The 16295-nt window shown below is 48.5% G+C and carries 24 protein-coding genes and 2 pseudogenes; 18 read left to right on the top strand and 8 right to left on the bottom strand.

Annotated features, from left to right (window positions below; translation table 11 throughout):
• Positions 1 to 100: 100 nt before the first annotated feature.
• The 5 genes from SK53_RS11635 to SK53_RS11615 all read right to left on the bottom strand — a co-directional run bounded on the left by SK53_RS11635 (position 101) and on the right by SK53_RS11615 (position 2613).
• Positions 101 to 514: a hypothetical protein gene (locus tag SK53_RS11635; protein ID WP_048209472.1), complete on the bottom strand. Its 414-nt coding sequence runs from the start codon at positions 512 to 514 to the stop codon at positions 101 to 103.
• Between the two features lie 189 nt (positions 515 to 703).
• Complete coding sequence (locus SK53_RS11630; protein WP_048209710.1) at positions 704 to 1111, bottom strand: hypothetical protein; 408 nt, start codon at positions 1109 to 1111, stop codon at positions 704 to 706.
• Between the two features lie 167 nt (positions 1112 to 1278).
• On the bottom strand, positions 1279 to 1467 hold the full coding sequence (locus SK53_RS11625; protein ID WP_048209465.1) for a hypothetical protein: 189 nt from the start codon (positions 1465 to 1467) through the stop codon (positions 1279 to 1281).
• Entirely contained in the window at positions 1460 to 1774 is a 315-nt protein-coding gene (locus SK53_RS11620; protein WP_023294924.1) for a hypothetical protein, read from the bottom strand. Before SK53_RS11620 ends, SK53_RS11625 begins: the two co-directional genes overlap by 8 nt.
• Before the next feature lie 170 nt (positions 1775 to 1944).
• The gene (locus SK53_RS11615) at positions 1945 to 2613 is read right to left on the bottom strand and encodes a LexA family protein (protein WP_032682163.1); all 669 of its coding nucleotides are present in this window, start codon (positions 2611 to 2613) and stop codon (positions 1945 to 1947) included.
• A 97-nt stretch (positions 2614 to 2710) separates the two neighbouring features.
• On the opposite strand from SK53_RS11615, the gene SK53_RS11610 reads away from it, so the two are divergent.
• The 5 genes from SK53_RS11610 (at position 2711) to SK53_RS11590 (ending at position 6647) form a co-directional block, all read left to right on the top strand.
• On the top strand, positions 2711 to 2932 hold the full coding sequence (locus SK53_RS11610) for a helix-turn-helix transcriptional regulator (RefSeq protein WP_004152162.1): 222 nt from the start codon (positions 2711 to 2713) through the stop codon (positions 2930 to 2932).
• Positions 2907 to 3209, top strand: a complete 303-nt coding sequence (locus SK53_RS11605; protein ID WP_048209463.1) for a hypothetical protein — start codon at positions 2907 to 2909, stop codon at positions 3207 to 3209. Before SK53_RS11610 ends, SK53_RS11605 begins: the two co-directional genes overlap by 26 nt.
• Positions 3210 to 3631: 422 nt before the next feature.
• Positions 3632 to 5251 (top strand): DEAD/DEAH box helicase, encoded by a 1620-nt coding sequence (locus SK53_RS11600; RefSeq protein WP_048209462.1) that lies wholly within the window; start codon positions 3632 to 3634, stop codon positions 5249 to 5251.
• The gene (locus SK53_RS11595) at positions 5248 to 6225 is read left to right on the top strand and encodes a toprim domain-containing protein (RefSeq protein ID WP_048209460.1); all 978 of its coding nucleotides are present in this window, start codon (positions 5248 to 5250) and stop codon (positions 6223 to 6225) included. The genes SK53_RS11600 and SK53_RS11595 overlap by 4 nt, the downstream gene beginning before the upstream one ends.
• Positions 6226 to 6302: 77 nt before the next feature.
• The gene (locus SK53_RS11590) at positions 6303 to 6647 is read left to right on the top strand and encodes an antiterminator Q family protein (RefSeq protein ID WP_048209709.1); all 345 of its coding nucleotides are present in this window, start codon (positions 6303 to 6305) and stop codon (positions 6645 to 6647) included.
• A gap of 530 nt (positions 6648 to 7177) precedes the next feature.
• Here the strand turns inward: SK53_RS11590 and SK53_RS11580 are convergent.
• A complete protein-coding gene (locus SK53_RS11580) occupies positions 7178 to 7999 on the bottom strand; it encodes a hypothetical protein (RefSeq protein WP_048209458.1) in 822 nt (273 codons plus the stop codon).
• Positions 8000 to 8348: 349 nt separating this feature from the next.
• Here SK53_RS11580 and SK53_RS11575 point away from each other — a divergent pair, with 349 nt between their 5' ends.
• The 4 genes and pseudogenes from SK53_RS11575 (at position 8349) to SK53_RS11560 (ending at position 9489) form a co-directional block, all read left to right on the top strand.
• Positions 8349 to 8750 (top strand): putative holin, encoded by a 402-nt coding sequence (locus tag SK53_RS11575; protein ID WP_001514183.1) that lies wholly within the window; start codon positions 8349 to 8351, stop codon positions 8748 to 8750.
• Positions 8747 to 9076, top strand: coding sequence for a putative peptidoglycan-binding domain-containing protein (locus tag SK53_RS23925; protein ID WP_075262531.1), 330 nt, complete (start codon positions 8747 to 8749; stop codon positions 9074 to 9076). Before SK53_RS11575 ends, SK53_RS23925 begins: the two co-directional genes overlap by 4 nt.
• A pseudogene (locus tag SK53_RS11565) lies at positions 9073 to 9344 on the top strand (hypothetical protein). Before SK53_RS23925 ends, SK53_RS11565 begins: the two are co-directional and overlap by 4 nt.
• 4 nt (positions 9345 to 9348) lie before the next feature.
• Complete coding sequence (locus SK53_RS11560; RefSeq protein ID WP_242637248.1) at positions 9349 to 9489, top strand: hypothetical protein; 141 nt, start codon at positions 9349 to 9351, stop codon at positions 9487 to 9489.
• A gap of 157 nt (positions 9490 to 9646) precedes the next feature.
• On the opposite strand, the gene SK53_RS11555 is transcribed toward SK53_RS11560, so the two are convergent.
• Positions 9647 to 9937 (bottom strand): Bor family protein, encoded by a 291-nt coding sequence (locus SK53_RS11555; RefSeq protein WP_048209456.1) that lies wholly within the window; start codon positions 9935 to 9937, stop codon positions 9647 to 9649.
• A 184-nt stretch (positions 9938 to 10121) separates the two neighbouring features.
• Between SK53_RS11555 and SK53_RS11550 the strand changes: the two genes are divergently transcribed.
• Both SK53_RS11550 and SK53_RS23625 read left to right on the top strand, forming a co-directional pair.
• Positions 10122 to 11579: a glycosyltransferase family 2 protein gene (locus SK53_RS11550; protein WP_048209455.1), complete on the top strand. Its 1458-nt coding sequence runs from the start codon at positions 10122 to 10124 to the stop codon at positions 11577 to 11579.
• Positions 11580 to 11590: 11 nt separating this feature from the next.
• A complete protein-coding gene (locus tag SK53_RS23625; protein ID WP_154816538.1) occupies positions 11591 to 11749 on the top strand; it encodes a hypothetical protein in 159 nt (52 codons plus the stop codon).
• Here SK53_RS23625 and SK53_RS11545 read toward each other — a convergent pair.
• The gene (locus SK53_RS11545; protein ID WP_047359596.1) at positions 11733 to 11972 is read right to left on the bottom strand and encodes a hypothetical protein; all 240 of its coding nucleotides are present in this window, start codon (positions 11970 to 11972) and stop codon (positions 11733 to 11735) included. The genes SK53_RS23625 and SK53_RS11545 overlap by 17 nt on opposite strands.
• A gap of 173 nt (positions 11973 to 12145) precedes the next feature.
• Between SK53_RS11545 and SK53_RS22290 the strand changes: the two genes are divergently transcribed.
• The 7 genes and pseudogenes from SK53_RS22290 to SK53_RS11510 all read left to right on the top strand — a co-directional run bounded on the left by SK53_RS22290 (position 12146) and on the right by SK53_RS11510 (position 16294).
• On the top strand, positions 12146 to 12715 hold the full coding sequence (locus SK53_RS22290) for an HNH endonuclease signature motif containing protein (RefSeq protein ID WP_053070168.1): 570 nt from the start codon (positions 12146 to 12148) through the stop codon (positions 12713 to 12715).
• Positions 12712 to 13287, top strand: a complete 576-nt coding sequence (locus SK53_RS11535; RefSeq protein ID WP_048209454.1) for a hypothetical protein — start codon at positions 12712 to 12714, stop codon at positions 13285 to 13287. The genes SK53_RS22290 and SK53_RS11535 overlap by 4 nt, the downstream gene beginning before the upstream one ends.
• Complete coding sequence (locus tag SK53_RS11530) at positions 13284 to 13625, top strand: HNH endonuclease (RefSeq protein ID WP_048209453.1); 342 nt, start codon at positions 13284 to 13286, stop codon at positions 13623 to 13625. Before SK53_RS11535 ends, SK53_RS11530 begins: the two co-directional genes overlap by 4 nt.
• Entirely contained in the window at positions 13625 to 13891 is a 267-nt protein-coding gene (locus SK53_RS11525) for a hypothetical protein (RefSeq protein ID WP_048209452.1), read from the top strand. The genes SK53_RS11530 and SK53_RS11525 overlap by 1 nt, the downstream gene beginning before the upstream one ends.
• Before the next feature lie 119 nt (positions 13892 to 14010).
• Positions 14011 to 14526, top strand: coding sequence for a terminase (locus tag SK53_RS11520; RefSeq protein ID WP_048209451.1), 516 nt, complete (start codon positions 14011 to 14013; stop codon positions 14524 to 14526).
• Positions 14478 to 15599 (top strand): annotated as a pseudogene (locus tag SK53_RS11515) (phage portal protein); the annotation flags it as partial. The gene SK53_RS11520 and the pseudogene SK53_RS11515, both read left to right, overlap by 49 nt.
• 17 nt (positions 15600 to 15616) lie before the next feature.
• Positions 15617 to 16294: an HK97 family phage prohead protease gene (locus SK53_RS11510; protein WP_048209449.1), complete on the top strand. Its 678-nt coding sequence runs from the start codon at positions 15617 to 15619 to the stop codon at positions 16292 to 16294.
• Position 16295 lies beyond the last annotated feature (1 nt).

Below are 16295 nucleotides of genomic sequence, written 5' to 3'. Positions count from 1 at the left end.
GCGCCTCGCTACCTCACCAAAAATTTATATTCAATCAGCGCGCCGATAACTGTGGCCGCCAGCAGCATGGAAACAATGATGCTGAAAATGAAGGGCTTCATCATTTCACCCCGTCAGGTTTGCAGGACTGCAAAGCATCAACCTCTTTAACGAATCGGTCATGCATCGCGTCCCATTTCTCACACCATTTCTCCATTTCTCGCTTGCGCGCCAGGATGCGACGCAGACGGCGAACACAACGCTGGTGGGCGGCCAGATACTCAGCCTTCGTTTCCCCGTCTCGCCATACCTCCATATCATCGCGATCAATACGCACTCGCGGGTGATGCTGCGGAAAACCTGAACGCTCAAAAGCCTCGGTGGTCATGAAGAAAGCCAGATAGCGGATCGCCGTATCTCGCGTGAAGCATTTTTTGATACGACCGTGACGTACTGCTACGAACAAAGGGCCAACTGGCGTATCGTGTTTCTGTAATGCCAGGTCAATCATGCTTACGGTGCGTTTATCTTTCATTTCCGGTCCTTAACTTTGCTGTATCGTTCGTGACTCATTACTTCCCAGTTCTTGCCGCCATCGCGGGAGAGTAGCCGCCAGCGATGGTTAACTTTGAGGCTCAAATTCCCGGAGCCGTGCATACGGCAAGGGTGAATGCGCCTTGCCCTGAACTGACTTAAAACGTGTACCGCTTTGAGGTGAACCCACTCAGGAATTCTTATCGCTGTCAGTGCCATCAGATCCCCCCATTACATGACCCTCAGTTTTCGGAGACTCCACTTTTTGTTTTTTGACGAACTCAACCAGCTCAGAAATGAGCTCGTCGATTAACTCCTTCCCGCTATCCGTAAGGAATTCACCGCTGCCATTTACATCAACAGCACTGCTGTAAATTCCCCTGATGGCTTTTACGCCTTCGACATTCCCGTACTCACTGATCGCAAGTCTTTCGAATTTTCGTAATAATCCATCCAGAAGAATCTCTGTTAACTCGACCGTGTTAATACCCCCTTTATTGAGCTTAATAACAAGGCAGTTACTGCCTGTTTTACGCTGGTGGCGTAATAACGCTGCTTTTAAAATTCTGCGTCGGTATGTGTCTATCAAGTTAGTCATTTTCATTTGCCATAAGCCTTTTTCAAATAAAGCATTCCGATATGCCAATAACCTGTTGAGCAAAATAATTGAGCTGTTTTAAATGCTTGTGGATTAATCATGATTCACCTGAATTTGATTACAGAAATCCCCAGGAATATTCCTGTAATCAAAATGACTAATAATTTTTAAGCAGGGTTTTTGGACTCTGCCTCGATAAGATAAGCTGCAACTGGACCAATGAGGTCTGCCAATAGTGATGCGACTGATTCTACATCTGAGTTGGTAAGCTTATGAGGGTACTTCTCAAGCATCCTTGCGACAATCTCAGCCTGATATGCCTTTGATGCCGCTTTATGCAATGTGATTTCAGACATTTTCTGCATCCTTATAACCAGAGGAGTAGGTCGCTGATATGGCAATTTTGTTAGTAGCCATTGCTAATTCAGCGAGGTCGGAAATCACGCCAGATAAAGTCATTATTTTATTTTTATTCAAATTCTTTTCTTCAACCTCATTCATAATGCTAACCCCTATATGATTGATGGCCTCCAAAATAGAGATTGTTTTTGTATCGCAATCAGTAGCAATTTTGTCAAAATCAATGTCATGACATTTCTCTTTGTCAGAAGAGAATCGGTAATCGGGAATATCTACAAGTTGAAAAAATTTCTCTGTACTCATCTTATGCACTCCATTAATCCGCCAATGCATAAACAATACATAACGTATTAAATAAGATCAATACAAAACGGAGTATTTGTGCGTATTATTTCACATCATTTTGTTTTTGAAGGTTTTTTAGTTGATCGCAGGAAGTTTGAGGCATAAAAAAAGCCGCTTTCGCGGCCATTTTATGGGAGGTTGGTGATTTTTGCGTCGACCACAACCCCGATAATACGGCAGTTGCCATTTATAGGGATTATGGGGTACTGGGGGTTGAGGGGTTTTAAAAATCTTTGACCAGCATCTATAACAAGCTTTTTGAATGTAGCTTCATTGTCACCGTCGAGTTTCGCTACAACCAATTTCCCGTTGATTGCTTCCACCTGGGGATCGACAAGTATCACCATACCTTCTGGTATGCTCAGCCCTGCTGGTGATGTCATTGAATCGCCTCGGACGTCTAACCAGAATGAATCCTCAGAACATTCTACGGTTGTGTCATACCATCTATCGATCGCTTTACGGTGATACGGTTCTACTGCTTCCATCCAGTCTCCAGCGCTAACCCAGCTAATAACAGGGTAACTTCCCTTGGATTCGTTAATGCTATTAAAACTTACATTGTGATCGGCTCTTGAGTCGCTGACCGTGCCATCAGCGTTTACTACGAAGCCTGGCATTTTCAATATGTTAAAAATCTTGGCTATAACCTCTAGGTTTGGTTCGCGTCTGGCATTTAGCCAATGGCCTAGGCCGCCCTGCGTTATGCCGAGCGCCTCTGCCAGCTGTTCTTGAGTCATGCCGACCTCTTTCATCCTGGTTTTGGCCAGGTCCTGCCATCTCTGTTTCATAGTCATGATTATTACATTCTGTATTTAGTGAGCAACTTCCATTTTGTATTATTACGATGAGCGTGTATAGTACGTTATGTATTATTTATGCGAGAATAATCGAATGAGTGGAATCAAGAGCCTTAGACGCAAAGCAAAGGTAACTCAGGGAGAGCTGGCTGCGTTGATCGATAGCTCCCAAGGGGCCGTTAGCCACTACGAAACAGGAAGAAGGATTCCTGATGTTGCTGTCGGAAAGCGGATTGTCAGTGCCTTTAAACAGCTTGGTCTGAATACAAGTTTGGACGAGGTATTTTCAGATGATGTCGCAAGGGATGAAGCGTGAATCCGATCTGCTCCCGTCAGTATATGCATTGGCCGATGAAGAGTGGATCAAGCAGCAGTTACTGAGCCTCACGGCAGCAGCACGACAAAAAGCCATTCAGCGTTATGCAGCTGTGTATCAGGAATCGTTCGAAGCCGAGCCCGTTTCATACCGCAAGGAGAACCGGGCAAGGCATGAAGCAAATATGCGGCTTCGCCTGTTTGTGAGAAATCACGGCATGGCTTTACAGGGGTATACCGCCGAACCTCCCCTGGCCGGAACGCCAACGCGTTCCTGATTGTTGCGGGTTTAAAGGTACCCGGACAAGAACAGGCTTAAAGGTGCCTGTTCAGGTTGGCAACCAACTGACCCAGCTCCTCATGTGTACTAGGTAGGCAGTACGTTTTTATGGGGAAGAGGGAAAGGGGGGTAAGGGGGGATTGGGTGTAGGGGTAGGAATAGGTTCTTTTCCAACAGGAGAGATCCATTGGTTAAGTAGATCACTGTCTTAAAGGCGAAATTAAAAAAAGCCTGTATCAGCAAGGTAGTACAGAGCGCTCAGGCGCTGAGAAAAAGGGTTCTTTCTGGAAGAGTGATTTTTCAGGGGAACTGATTCAGAAGGGAGGCTGGCAGCCTTTGGGGAGGCCACCAGCCATGTGAGGGGGAATCCATGAAAACCACATCACAAAATTATTATCTCATTACCGCGGGGTCCGCACAATGCAGCTGACGATCACACCTAATTTTGCACAGGAACGAGCCCTTAATCAGCTGCGCCGTAACTGGAAGGATACAGAAACCTTCATGGTGTACTCGCCGACGGGCAGTGGTAAAACAGGACTTGCCGCCTTCATCGTTGCCGGGTTCGTCAGTCGTGGCATGCGGGTAATGTTTTGCGCGCCTTACCAGATCCTCATTACCCAAACCGCGAAGCGTTTTGTGGAGTACGGGTTGCCGGGTGATGAAATCGGCTATGTCTGGGCGGATCACCCAAACTACGATCCTTCCCTCAAAATACAAATTGCCAGCGCTGATACGCTTATTCGTCGCGTGTTCCCTGACAATATTGATCTGCTGATTATCGACGAAGCGCACCTGCGAAAAAAACGCATTCTGAAGGATATCGAACGCCTGCGCGAAAAAGGCGTGAAAGTGATTGGCCTTTCGGGGACACCATTTTCCCCGTTCCTTGGCAAATACTATGACCGACTGATTAAGCCAACCACCATCGGCGAGCTGATCCAGCGTGGCGACCTGAGTAAATACGAATTTTACGCGCCAACTAAGCCGGATCTGAAGGGCGTTAAAACCTCTCCGTCTCTCCAGTACGGTACCGACTACAACGAGACTCAACTGGCGGAGATCATGTGTGGTTCCACGCTGGTTGGCGATATCGTCCAGAACTGGCTTGAGAATGGCCGGGATCTGCCGACAATCGCTTTCTGCGTCAATGTGGCCCATGCCAATTATCTGACCATCCAGTTCAACCAGGCCGGTGTTAATGCCGAGGTGATGACCGCAGACACTCCGGCCGAAGAGCGACAGACCATCATCCATCGCTTTGAGACTGGGGCCACAAAAATCATAGTCAGCGTGGGCGTGCTGGTGGCCGGGTTCGACAGTGATGTTCGCTGCATTATCTACGCCAGGCCAACTAAGAGCGAAATTCGCTGGTTACAGGCGATCGGGCGAGGCCTGCGCACGGCGCCAGGTAAAGATTCCTGCCTTATCTTCGATCACAGCGGCACTGTGCACCGCCTTGGTTATCCGGACTCTATCGAATATGACGATCTCCCGGGAAAATCTGACGGGATGGAAGAGGGCGCGCGCCGGGCCGCTGAGGAAAGGGCGGAGAAGCTGCCGCACGAATGTTCGCAATGCCACTTCATGAAACCAGCTGGTATTTATGTCTGCCCTAAATGTGGCCATAAGCCGCTGGCCGGTGAGGACATTGATACCGACACCTGGCGAAAACTCAAAAAACTTGGGGGCGAGCAGCGCCAGCCGACGAAAGCAGAGAAACAAGCCTGGTGGAGTCAGATCAAATTCTATCAGCGCCAGCGCGTATCGCTCGGGAAAAAGCCTGTCAGCGATGCCTGGTGTTCTCATACCTTCCGCGAACGTTTTGGCGTATGGCCGAACGGCCTGAGCGATTACCCGATGGACATCACGCCGACAGTTTCAAACTTCATTAAGCACAAACAGATCTCCTTCGCTAAGCAACGCGAGAAAGAACAGCGCCTGCAAAAGCAGGCAGAAGAGCAGCCGAACCCGGCAAGAGTTCAACAGGCGCTTAAACACGTCAGCGACATCAGACAGCAGTTAGGAAAACGAGCATGAAAACGGTAGAAGCAGCAAAAGGCCATTGGGCCATGATTTTTGAGCATTACGGCCTGCCGCCGATCACCGGTAAAAATCACTTTAAGGGGAAGTGCCCTCTGTGTGATTCGATTGGAAAGTTCCGTATCGATGATCGTGACGGTGCCGGCACCTGGATCTGTACCTGCGGCAGCGGTGATGGATTAAAACTGGTTACGCAAACCCAGGGCAAACCCTTCAATGAGATCTGCCGTGAAATCGACGAGTTGATCGGCAATACCTTTGCTCGGGAAAAAATACCGGTCACCAGTAACGCTGGCAGCCTGCGCAAAAGGGTGATCAGTAAGTTTTCGAAGCTTGCACCGCTGCGCGGCACATCCGCGGCTGAGTATCTCAGCTCCCGTGGTGTCTACCAGCTCCCGCAGGACGCTATCAGATTCAACGATCATGAGCGCTACGGCGGAAAGGTTTTCCAGAGCCTGTATTCACTCGCAACAGATGACAAGGGCGAGCTGTGCTATCTGCACAGAACCTTGCTGGACGGAAACCGGAAAGCTCAATTGAAAGATTCATCAGGGGCGAAGCGTCAAAAATCACTTCAGGAAGAAAGTTACCTAGATCACGCCCGTTCTGTGGCGATCCGTATGTTCCCAGTTACCACCACGCTGGGCATCGCCGAGGGCATCGAAACAGCTCTGTCAGCGCACCAGCTTTACGGGGTCAACACCTGGGCAACCATGACCAGCGGGTTCATGAAGAAATTCCGTGTGCCGGCTGGCGTGAAGAACTTCATCATTTTTGCAGACCGTGACGTCAACAGTGCTACCGGTTTAGCGGCTGCTATGGAATGTGCTCATGCCAATTTGATGGCAAAAAACGACCTCGAAAAGGTCAGTATCTACTGGCCGGATAAAGGGGACTTTAACGACATGCTCATGAACGGCGATCAGGTTCGTGAAATGGTTTTCTATAAAAAACAGCAGGTGGCCGCATGAAACTGAAAGCAGCTCTTAAACATTTCAGCCCGCAGGGCATGCATATTAGTGACAAAGAACAGGAAAGAGAAACCGCAATGCGTGATATGTACGAGGTTATGGATCGTTGGGGGGCCTGGGCTGCCTCAGATCACAACGGAGTGGACTGGCAGCCAATTGCAGCTGGATTCAAAGGGCTCCTGCCGCACGGTAAGAAATCACGGCCTCAGTGTAACGATGATGAGGGGATCATGATTGATGGATGCGTTGCGAGGTTGAAAAAATTCAAACCTAATGAATGTGAACTTCTGATTGCTCATTTCGTTATCGGAATCTCATTGAGAGCAATTGCGAAAAAAAGAAAAGTCTCCGATGGTACTATTAGGAAAGAACTACAAACTGCAATGGGGTTTATTGATGGCTGCATTTGTATGTTAAGCTGAGTATCAGGCAGCACTAGCTGCCTGATTTATCATTAAGTTCTTTCTTCTCTGTGTAAAGCTTTTTCAATTTCAAAGGTATGAACGTAGACTGAATAAATGAGAAGCAAGTTAAGAATGATATTGCATGGGTTATCACGCTTATTGATAATGATAAAGCCAAACCTGCGTGGCTTTTATCTTTTGAGAGTAAGTAATATATGAAAATTAGTGCTAATGTTAAAAGATACAACAAAAACAAACTGTAATATCTATTGAATCTAATTAAGAATCTATTTGTTTGATATGTGCGCTCAACTTCAGTTAGTCCAAGTGAAACGGAAGAATTATCGCCTGACAGTGTGATGACTAACAATAAAAAGCCAGTCAATATTGAGAATATATTGGCAACCAAGTTGAGTGCGTCAGTGTTATTAGTAAGAGTTTCAGTAAAGAAATAAGAAAAAAATAAAGAGGCGAGCATGTTTAACGCTGTGATAGCAATTGCATTTATATCAAGGTTTCTCATTATCTCAAGCCTCTTAGAAATCTCATTAAAACTCGTTTTTTACAAAATCGCTTAAAATTTCTTCCGCATATTTTGACAGGATCGACTTTGCCCCATAGGGAATAGTGTAGTATACCTGTGTTAGCCTTAAGCTGTCACTGGTTATTTTTTCGCTTTTTTTTGTTTCAAAGTAAAAGTCACTATCTAAATCACTTATCCAAGGGGTTGGATTATTTTCAATAGATTTAGCGAGTTGTGGGTTTCCTTTATGATCAATAGTTAGATGACCTGAAATTCCTGTCTGTTTTACAGCTGGTTCATTTTGGATTAATGATTTTAAAAAGCCAGGTTGTTTATTAAAATCAGAGCTCATTACTTCCAGATTTACATGGACCGCTTTTAATCCGTCTGATTGCAATTTCGCAACTGTATCCTGGCGGAGGATGCATGTTGGAATAATGTCTATCTTAAAATGACCAAATAATTTGCTGGTCTTAACCTCTGGCCAATTAGTCGATATTAACATTAGTGATGCTATTTTGTTCCCTTTAATCATGTAGAAAGCATGCAGGTTGTCATGGTTTTTGACTGGAAAAAGATCTTTATCTTTAGGATTGATAGGTGAGACTGAGACCTGCTCATTAGGGTTGTATGAAGTAAAGTGAATAAAATGTGTATTATTTATAGTTTTGAGTTCTTTGCATTTGATGTGCTTGGTAGCTGAATATTGAATGATGGTGCCCGCAGCTAAACTTTTACTAGCTGCGATCTGCTTATATAAGTTGTTGTTATTATTTGAGTTTACTTTAAATGCCCTAACCGTAACCTTGCGGGTTAGGTTGGCTTGCTTTTGTTTTGAGAAGTTCATCGCTTTTCCTTAAGGTTAGAGTTTAGGCGAGCATACTTTAAAAAACTAACGCGTACGCAAAATATATAGTATTCTGCTATGAGTTGTCACTACGCACTGACACATAACATTCGAAACCTCGCCAGCCGGCGGGGTTTTTTTATGGTCGCAATTCCTGCTTTATCCCCGCGCCATTGGTCTCGTCGCTAATGGATGGTGGTAAGTTGGAATTATCCGCGAGGTCAGGCCAACAATCATAAGCCTCGGCATCCTGCCGGGGCTTTTCTTTTTCAGGCTCCGGGAACCATCATCGACACGCCTACTTGTTAAATCGTCCCGAGGGCCTGAACCAACTACACACGGAATAAATATGTCTGAGACCTTCACTATCGTAGGCGTTGGTCTTACATCGTCATCAGTCGGTGTAACCTTTGCCACGCTGTTTCCGGAGGCGACTCCAGCAGTGATGCTCGGATCACTCGCCGGAACGGCGCTATACGTTCTGACCTCAGATCCCCATCAACTCTGGAAGCAGGCTATCTTTGCGCTGATATCGTTTATCAGTGGCGTGTTCTTCTCCGTCCCCATGGCGAAAATCATGGCCGGAATCATCAACACGCCGTTAAGCCTGATGAAGCCACCGGCCAGCATTGAGGTATCGCCAGCTGTCGGTGCAATTGTCACTGCTTCCATTTCCGTGGCAGTCCTGCTGCGTATTCTCCGCAAATCCAAAAGCGGGAAGATGCCGGGGCTGGGGGAGGAAGATAAATGACATGGCAGCTTCTTCTGATGGATGCAAACGCCATAGTTTGCCTGCTAATCATGGTCAGGCTGATGTTTTTCCGGAAAGAGGGAAAGCGTCATCGCCTGAGTGTCGCGGTGCTAGCCTATCCGGATCTGATCGCCGACGGGCAAATCGGCCCACGTAGCATCAGCGCGCTAAAGTCCTTCCTGGAGAAACGAGGCGGCGAAGGGGAAATCGTATTGCTTCGCGCACTGAACTGTAGCCAGGGCCAGCGTTATCTTGAGCTGGCAGAACAGCGGCCGGCTAACGAGTCATTCGTTTATGGCTGGATGCGCGAGCGGGTGAGCCTATGACGACACTCAAATCTGTACTGGCGGCAATCGGAGTTGCGATCCTGATGGTGCTTGGTGCGTTTGGTGTGGGCCGTTTTCGCGGGCGTGAACGTGCTGAAGAAAAAGCAGACCGACAGCGCACAGAAGAAAAGGCCTCGCCATTGAGTCAGCAGCCGAACGCCGTGTAGAAGCAACGAAAGAGGCCAGCAATGTACAGCAGAATGTTAACCGTATGCCTGATGACGATGTTGATCGCGAGCTGCGGGACAACTGGACCCGTAAGGGTTGAGGTAGTGGACACGGCTTGCGACTGGGTTAAACCCATCTACGGAACGGACCACGACTGGGATGTGCTGGACCGGCAGACCAAGAAAGACATCCTGACGTATAACAAAGCGTGGCAGGCGAACTGCAATAAGTTGGCTCGTCCTTGAGCTCACAGGTACTTCTGAACGACGGCTTTACCTGACATAGCAAAGCACCATTAAATTGTAGAAAAGACTCGATATTTAACAAGCGAAGGGCAGCATAGTAAAAAAATGCCCTCGCATGGAGGGCTACCAGAGTCTCAGTTTCACTTGCACTGAAATATTACTTCGCGCAATAGACACGTGCTTCACGAGGGGTATAGATGCCGAAGGTGACAAATCCCAGCAGTCCGTTTACAAAAGTCTGCTGAACTTCAGTACGAACAACTTTATCTGCACCACCGCAAACCTGAGCTGCATCAATTTGCTTGGATTGACCAATCCCGCTAACGAAGAAATGATGTGTCGTGACTTGCTGTGGGGCAGTCACTGGCGCTTTGTTTACTGAGAATGATTGCTGGGCACAGCCAGAAACAGCGCCTGCAATCAGGGCTACCATAATTAACTTTTTCATAAATGACCTTATTGTTTGTTTAATTCGCAAAAATAATGACACGTATCATCAACCAATACATATCAGACCAGTGGGTAGATTTTGTTCTATCTATTGATTGATTAACTATCAGCATCATCCATCGTTGGCGTCAGCTCATCCATTATTGCGAATGAGATGATTAATAAACTCCCAGAGGAAAATTATGCAGGTCACTATTGATGGTGTCCCGTTTGTGCCTGCCTGCGCTTCAGCGTCACGGATTGGCATTGCCATTACTACCCACAATCGGCCAGACGTTTTAAACCGCGCCATTGAGCAGCACATTAAACATCTGCCCGCCGGGGCGCTGGTGGTGGTTATCGACGACGGCTCTAAACCTGTCGCAGTAGTACCTGACGGCGTGCAGCTGCTTCGCCATGAAACATCACTCGGCATTGTTGCTTCGAAGAACGCCAGTTTAACCGCGCTGATGGATGCCGGGTGTGAGCATCTTTTCCTTTGGGATGATGACGCCTGGCCCATCGCTGATAACTGGCACCTGCCATACATCGAATCACCCGAACCGCACCTGGCTTACCAGTTTCTCGATCTTGCTGGCCAGAATAAGCTCAATGACCTTTCGGTGCTTTACCGTGACGATCAGCATGTGGCGTATACCGGGCAGCGCGGCGTGATGCTGTATTACCACCGCAGCGCCATTGAGAAAGTAGGTGGATTCGATCCGATATACGGCCGTGGTATGTATGAACACAGTGACCTCGCGCTACGTATCCATAACGCTGGCCTGACGACGTGGGCTTACGGTGATGTGGTCGGTTCAGAAAAGCTGATTCATTCTCTCGACGAGCATGAAGCGGTAGATCGTTCGGTGCCGCGTCCCGACCGACAGGCGCTGGTGGAACGTAACGTGAAGATCCACAACGAACGGCGTGATGCCGGGTTTACTGGTTACGTTGAATACCGGCAGCAGAGCGACGTGGTTATCACTACGTTACTGACCAGCCAGCCTGACCCTCAGCGCGGCACGAAACTGACGGCCTCACCTGACATGCTGATCAAGTGGGCGGACTCGCTTCGGAATTGTGGACGTATTGCGCTGGTGGATGAATTACTGACTGCCCCGGCAGATGTTGAGCTGTATCTCGTACCTGACGTGAAGATGAATGTCTACTTTCGTCGCTGGCTGCACATCTGGCAGCACCTACGAGATCACCCTGAATACCGGTTCGTCTGGTGTACCGATGGTACCGATGTCGAAATGCTTCGCGCGCCGTGGGAAGAAATGGAAGCCGGAAAGGTGTATGTCGGTTCAGAACCGAAGACCTACGCCGACACCTGGGCAAAGCAGAATCACCCAGAGCGCATCTATCAGGAGTTCATTGAAGCGCACCGAAACGATGTGATGCTTAACGCTGGGCTGCTGGGTGGTACCCGCGCTGATGTAATGGCGTTTGCTCACGGCATCATCCGTCTTTACTACCGGATCGAGAGTTATCGTTTCTGGAAGAAAGAACAGGCTGTCGCTGCGGTGGGTGACATGATGGCGTTCGGCATTGTTGCGCAGTCATTCGCTGACAGGCTGGTCACCGACCCTCTGGTGCATACCGTTTTCAAAACTGACGGCTTAGGCAAAGAGAGCGCCTGGTGGCGTCACAAATAGTAGGAGGTTATATGGCAAATGAACAGAAAGCCAAAGTGTTGAAGAACCCAAAAACTGAAAAGAAAAATGCGGCTCAAACAGAAGCCGCACGGGAGCTACAGACGAAAGAAGTGATCATAACTCAGTATGATAGCAAAGGTATTGCCAGGGTTGTTATAGGGCCGCTTTGATGATTTTTGCCATCCGGGCTATCTCAACATCTACATTGGTGCCTAAACCATTATTATACATATATGCATGGTCTAGATTTTTCAGTAAATCCTCTTGTTTCTTTGGATCATCACCAGCAATTGATTTACCAAGCGCGGCTAAAACTGCAAGAAGGGCATATGAAACTTCTTCATGGTTTACAGGTACGTCTGTATTAACACTATCAAAATTATAGTTGGTCATTTATACCCCTTATCCAGAGGTTATCAGCCATCCCTCTTTATATGAGTGCGCCAGTGTCCCACCACTGACGGGCTGAGTGCTTACCTTAACCAGGGTTAATGAGAAGTAACACCCTGATATTCAAACAGTAGCCGCCATTGTGCGGCTTTTTTTATGAGCGAAGGAAATTATCTATGACTAGATTCTGCAATGTTTCCGGATGCTGCAATAAAGTTTTAGCGCGTAACCTATGCAACAAACACTACATTCGGATGAGGAAATTTGGCGATCCTCTCGCCGGGAAAGACAGGTTTGCCTCACCTGAGGTGAGATTTGAATTCAGTACCGAGATATCAGGTGAGTGCTTACTGTGGACCGGTGCAAAAAACAGCAAAGGATACCCACAACTAAAATCGGAAGGCCGCATCATTTCAGCCCACCGATATGCCTGGGAAAGAGAAAAAGGCCAAATACCTGACGGAATGGAGATTGACCACATTTGCCGCAATAGAGCATGTGTGAATGTAAATCATCTTAGGTTGGCTACTCGCTCTCAGAATATGCAAAATCTTTCACTTGCCGGGAGAGCCGAATCAGGTGTGAGAGGTGTATATAAGGACGGAAATATGTGGCGGGCCACTCTGTTCAACTGTGGAGAAGTGGTGTGGCAAAAATGGTTTAAAAATCTTTCTGACGCAGAAAAAGAAATTATCGCTGCCAGAAAACGAGTTCACACCCACGCACCGACAGAGGCTTACACATGAAATTCGTAGTTTGCGCTCATCACACCCGGATAGATCATGCACAACGTCTTGCTGCGCTACTGCATGCTCATCTGCTGGTTGATGACGGTAACCACGGCGCGAACTGGAATCACCGACGCGCGCTGGAGTGGGCAGCAGAACAAACATGCCGGGTGGTAGTGTTGGAAGATGACGCGCTACCGGTGCAGGGATTCACCGAAAAGGTAACTGACTGGCTGGTGCGCTTCCCTGATGACATGCTGAGCTTTTATCTCGGTACGGGCCGACCGCCGCAGTATCAGAAAGAGATAGCCGGAATGCTGGTGGATGCGGATCGCGTCTGCGGTGACCACATCGTATTAAGCAAGCTGATTCACGGGGTATGTTATAGCCCTCCTCAGGGCAGGCTGGCGCGCATGCTCAGCGCATGGAATAAAACGCTGGCAGCTGATTACGCCGTCGGTGAGGCGTTCGGTGGCAGGGTGATTTATCCGTGTTACTCGCTGGTGGATCACGCCGACATGCCGGCGGTTGAGCGTCACCCTGACAATGAGCCGAGGACAGAACGCCGCCGTGCATGGAGACTGGCATGAACAAAGAGCCCCGTGTATATGGCAGCCGATGGGATAAGGCCCGTCTGCGTTTTCTCCAGCAGCACCCACTGTGTGTGATGTGCGAGCAGCAGGGGCGCATAACACCAGCAACGGTGGTTGATCATATCGTGCCCCACAAACTGAAAGATGCGCTTAAGTCAGGTAACCCGCTGGCCATATCGAAAGCACAGCTCCTGTTCTGGAATAAAGATAACTGGCAGCCACTGTGCAAAGCACATCATGATTCAACGAAACAGAGAATGGAGAAGAGCGGCGCGGTAATAGGCTGTGATGCCAACGGCTATCCGCTCGATCCTGCATCTCACTGGAGGACATAATGAAAGACCTCATCATTGAATACCGCGATGGTAAGTTTGTTCAGCTGGCAATTGATGGCGTGGCGATGAAGACTGTTACCTCTATTCAGTTCTCTCACACGGTAGGAGAAAACGTGCCGACGCTGACCTTCTCAGGTCATGTGTGGCCCGAGCATGGGAAAGGCGCTCAGAAACTCGAACAGGTTGATAAACAGACCTCCTGGCATGACGAAGCAAAGCAGATTATGAACGATTGTAATCGTTTCAACTGCAATCATTTCAAGTGAGAATGAATCCCATCAAGGGCAGGGGGGGATCAAATCTTCAAAACCTTTGCCCCAAATGACCGCCGCCAAAGTTTGAATTTAACGCTAACCCGATTTTTTTAGTTTTAAGGTGTTGACATATGGCAGATAAACGAACCCGTTCCGACAGTTCGGCGGCAGCGGTTCAGGCCATGAAAAATGCAGCTGTGGACACCATCGATCCGCCGTCCCATGCAGGTTTGGAGAAAAAAGCCGAACCATTCTGGCATGACAATATCAGATCGAAAGCTCTGGACAGCTGGACGCCTGCCGACCTGCTGGCCGCCGTAGAACTTGCTAATAATCAGCTCTATATCACCGTTTTACGCAAGGATTTACGTAAAGAAGAGCGTATACGCGGGGAGGAGCGAGACGAAGGCCTTATTAAAGACCTCCGCAAGCAAATTGTTGAGCTACAACGAACTATCCTGGCTCAGCGCCGCGACCTCCAGATCCATTCCCACGCAACCAACGGCGAAAGTCGCGACCAGAAGAAACGTAATCAGAACGATCGTGATGCACGGAATACCAAAAACGGGCATCAGGACCAGGACGACAACCTGATCGCCTTTCCCAAGCACGGATACTGCAAATTTCGACTGTGTGGCGCTGCGTGAGCCTGATTTCAACGCTCACGGCATGCTTACCGCTTGATGTCTTCGAAACAGACCAGAATGACAACCGTAAAAAAGTGGATTTGAGCAATCCACTGGCGCGACTGCTGCGCTACTCACCGAATCAGTACATGACCGCCCAGGAATTCAGGGAGGCCATGACAATGCAGCTCTGTTTCTTCGGTAACGCGTATGCACTGATTGACCGCAACAGTGCGGGTGACGTGATCAGCCTTCTCCCGCTTCAGTCAGCCAGTATGGATGTGAAACTTGTCGGAAAAAAAGTGGTTTATCGCTATCAGCGAGACAGCGAATATGCCGATTTTTCGCAGAGAGAGATTTTTCACCTTAAAGGCTTCGGATTCACCGGGCTGGTCGGCCTGTCACCAATTGCTTTTGCCTGTAAATCGGCAGGGGTGGCGGTGGCGATGGAGGATCAGCAACGTGATTTCTTTGCTAATGGCGCCAAGTCTCCGCAAATTCTCATGACCGGAGACAGAGTTCTAACCGAACCACAGCGAAATCAGCTTGAAGAGAACTTTAAAGAGATCGCCGGCGGGCCTGTAAAAAAAAGGCTCTGGATTCTGGAAGCAGGATTTACCACCTCACCTATCGGCGTAACGCCACAGGATGCCGAGATGATGGCGTCCCGAAAATTCCAGGTTAGCGAGCTGGCGCGATTCTTTGGCGTACCGCCTCACCTTGTCGGCGATGTGGAGAAGTCAACGAGCTGGGGCTCAGGCATCGAGCAGCAAAATCTCGGTTTTCTACAGTACACACTACAGCCCTATATCTCCCGGTGGGAAAACAGCATTCAGCGTTGGCTTATCCCGGCTAAGGATGTTGGCCGGATTCACGCTGAGCATAATCTTGATGGTCTTTTAAGGGGCGATTCTGCATCCCGCGCAGCCTTCATGAAGGCAATGGGCGAATCTGGGCTCCGCACTATTAACGAGATGCGTCGAACTGACAACATGCCTCCATTACCTGGTGGCGATGTGGCAATGCGACAGGCGCAATACGTGCCGATCACCGACTTAGGAACCAACAAAGAGCCCCGTAATGACGGGGCTTAATTTTTATGGGGGCCGTAATGCCTGAAATTGTAAAAACGCTCTCTTTCGACGAGACAGAAATCAAATTCACTGGTGACGGAAAGCAGGGGATCTTTGAAGGATATGCCTCTGTCTTTAATAACACTGATTCCGATGGCGACATCATTCTTCCCGGGGCGTTTAAAAACGCACTGGCAAACCAGACCCGAAAAGTGGCGATGTTTTTTAACCACAGGACGTGGGAACTGCCAGTAGGAAAATGGGACAGTCTGGAAGAAGACCAAAAAGGGCTGTATGTGCGCGGTCAACTAACGCCAGGGCACAGCGGGGCCACTGATCTGAAAGCTGCAATGCAGCACGGTACGGTTGAGGGCATGTCGGTTGGCTTTTCCGTTGCAAAAGATGATTACACCACCATTCCCACCGGTCGAATTTTCAAGAATGTCCAGGCACTGCGTGAAATAAGCGTCTGCACTTTCCCGGCCAACGAACAGGCCGGCATTGCAGCCATGAAAAGTGTCGACGGCATTGAAACGATCCGTGATGTGGAGAACTGGCTGAGGGATTCAGTCGGCCTCACCAAATCACAGGCAGTTGGGCTAATTGCCCGGTTTAAGTCAGCGATTCGGAGCGAGTCCGAGGGCGACGGAAACGAAGCACAAATCAAAGCTCTGCTTCAGAGCATCCAATCTTTCCCTTCTAACTTAGGTAAATAAT

It is taken from the genome of Enterobacter sp. MGH119 (assembly GCF_001037675.1).
Taxonomy (GTDB): Bacteria; Pseudomonadota; Gammaproteobacteria; order Enterobacterales; family Enterobacteriaceae; genus Enterobacter; species Enterobacter hormaechei_C.
Note: the sequence above shows the minus strand (reverse complement) of the source record. Positions and strands in the feature narration are given on the sequence as shown.

Bases quoted from the DNA above. Each gene is read 5' to 3' on its own strand.
- SK53_RS11535 (WP_048209454.1), top strand. From the start codon at position 12,712: ATGAAATTCGTAGTTTGCGCTCATCACACCCGGATAGATCATGCACAA.
- SK53_RS23925 (WP_075262531.1), top strand. From the start codon at position 8,747: ATGACATGGCAGCTTCTTCTGATGGATGCAAACGCCATAGTTTGCCTG.
- SK53_RS11610 (WP_004152162.1), top strand. From the start codon at position 2,711: ATGAGTGGAATCAAGAGCCTTAGACGCAAAGCAAAGGTAACTCAGGGA.
- SK53_RS11605 (WP_048209463.1), top strand. From the start codon at position 2,907: ATGATGTCGCAAGGGATGAAGCGTGAATCCGATCTGCTCCCGTCAGTA.
- SK53_RS22290 (WP_053070168.1), top strand. From the start codon at position 12,146: ATGACTAGATTCTGCAATGTTTCCGGATGCTGCAATAAAGTTTTAGCG.
- SK53_RS11615 (WP_032682163.1), bottom strand. From the start codon at position 2,613: ATGACTATGAAACAGAGATGGCAGGACCTGGCCAAAACCAGGATGAAA.
- SK53_RS11555 (WP_048209456.1), bottom strand. From the start codon at position 9,937: ATGAAAAAGTTAATTATGGTAGCCCTGATTGCAGGCGCTGTTTCTGGC.
- SK53_RS23625 (WP_154816538.1), top strand. From the start codon at position 11,591: ATGGCAAATGAACAGAAAGCCAAAGTGTTGAAGAACCCAAAAACTGAA.
- SK53_RS11625 (WP_048209465.1), bottom strand. From the start codon at position 1,467: ATGTCTGAAATCACATTGCATAAAGCGGCATCAAAGGCATATCAGGCT.
- SK53_RS11600 (WP_048209462.1), top strand. From the start codon at position 3,632: ATGCAGCTGACGATCACACCTAATTTTGCACAGGAACGAGCCCTTAAT.
- SK53_RS11550 (WP_048209455.1), top strand. From the start codon at position 10,122: ATGCAGGTCACTATTGATGGTGTCCCGTTTGTGCCTGCCTGCGCTTCA.
- SK53_RS11575 (WP_001514183.1), top strand. From the start codon at position 8,349: ATGTCTGAGACCTTCACTATCGTAGGCGTTGGTCTTACATCGTCATCA.
- SK53_RS11595 (WP_048209460.1), top strand. From the start codon at position 5,248: ATGAAAACGGTAGAAGCAGCAAAAGGCCATTGGGCCATGATTTTTGAG.
- SK53_RS11530 (WP_048209453.1), top strand. From the start codon at position 13,284: ATGAACAAAGAGCCCCGTGTATATGGCAGCCGATGGGATAAGGCCCGT.
- SK53_RS11525 (WP_048209452.1), top strand. From the start codon at position 13,625: ATGAAAGACCTCATCATTGAATACCGCGATGGTAAGTTTGTTCAGCTG.
- SK53_RS11510 (WP_048209449.1), top strand. From the start codon at position 15,617: ATGCCTGAAATTGTAAAAACGCTCTCTTTCGACGAGACAGAAATCAAA.
- SK53_RS11580 (WP_048209458.1), bottom strand. From the start codon at position 7,999: ATGAACTTCTCAAAACAAAAGCAAGCCAACCTAACCCGCAAGGTTACG.
- SK53_RS11520 (WP_048209451.1), top strand. From the start codon at position 14,011: ATGGCAGATAAACGAACCCGTTCCGACAGTTCGGCGGCAGCGGTTCAG.
- SK53_RS11630 (WP_048209710.1), bottom strand. From the start codon at position 1,111: ATGACTAACTTGATAGACACATACCGACGCAGAATTTTAAAAGCAGCG.
- SK53_RS11590 (WP_048209709.1), top strand. From the start codon at position 6,303: ATGCGTGATATGTACGAGGTTATGGATCGTTGGGGGGCCTGGGCTGCC.
- SK53_RS11545 (WP_047359596.1), bottom strand. From the start codon at position 11,972: ATGACCAACTATAATTTTGATAGTGTTAATACAGACGTACCTGTAAAC.
- SK53_RS11635 (WP_048209472.1), bottom strand. From the start codon at position 514: ATGAAAGATAAACGCACCGTAAGCATGATTGACCTGGCATTACAGAAA.
- SK53_RS11620 (WP_023294924.1), bottom strand. From the start codon at position 1,774: ATGAGTACAGAGAAATTTTTTCAACTTGTAGATATTCCCGATTACCGA.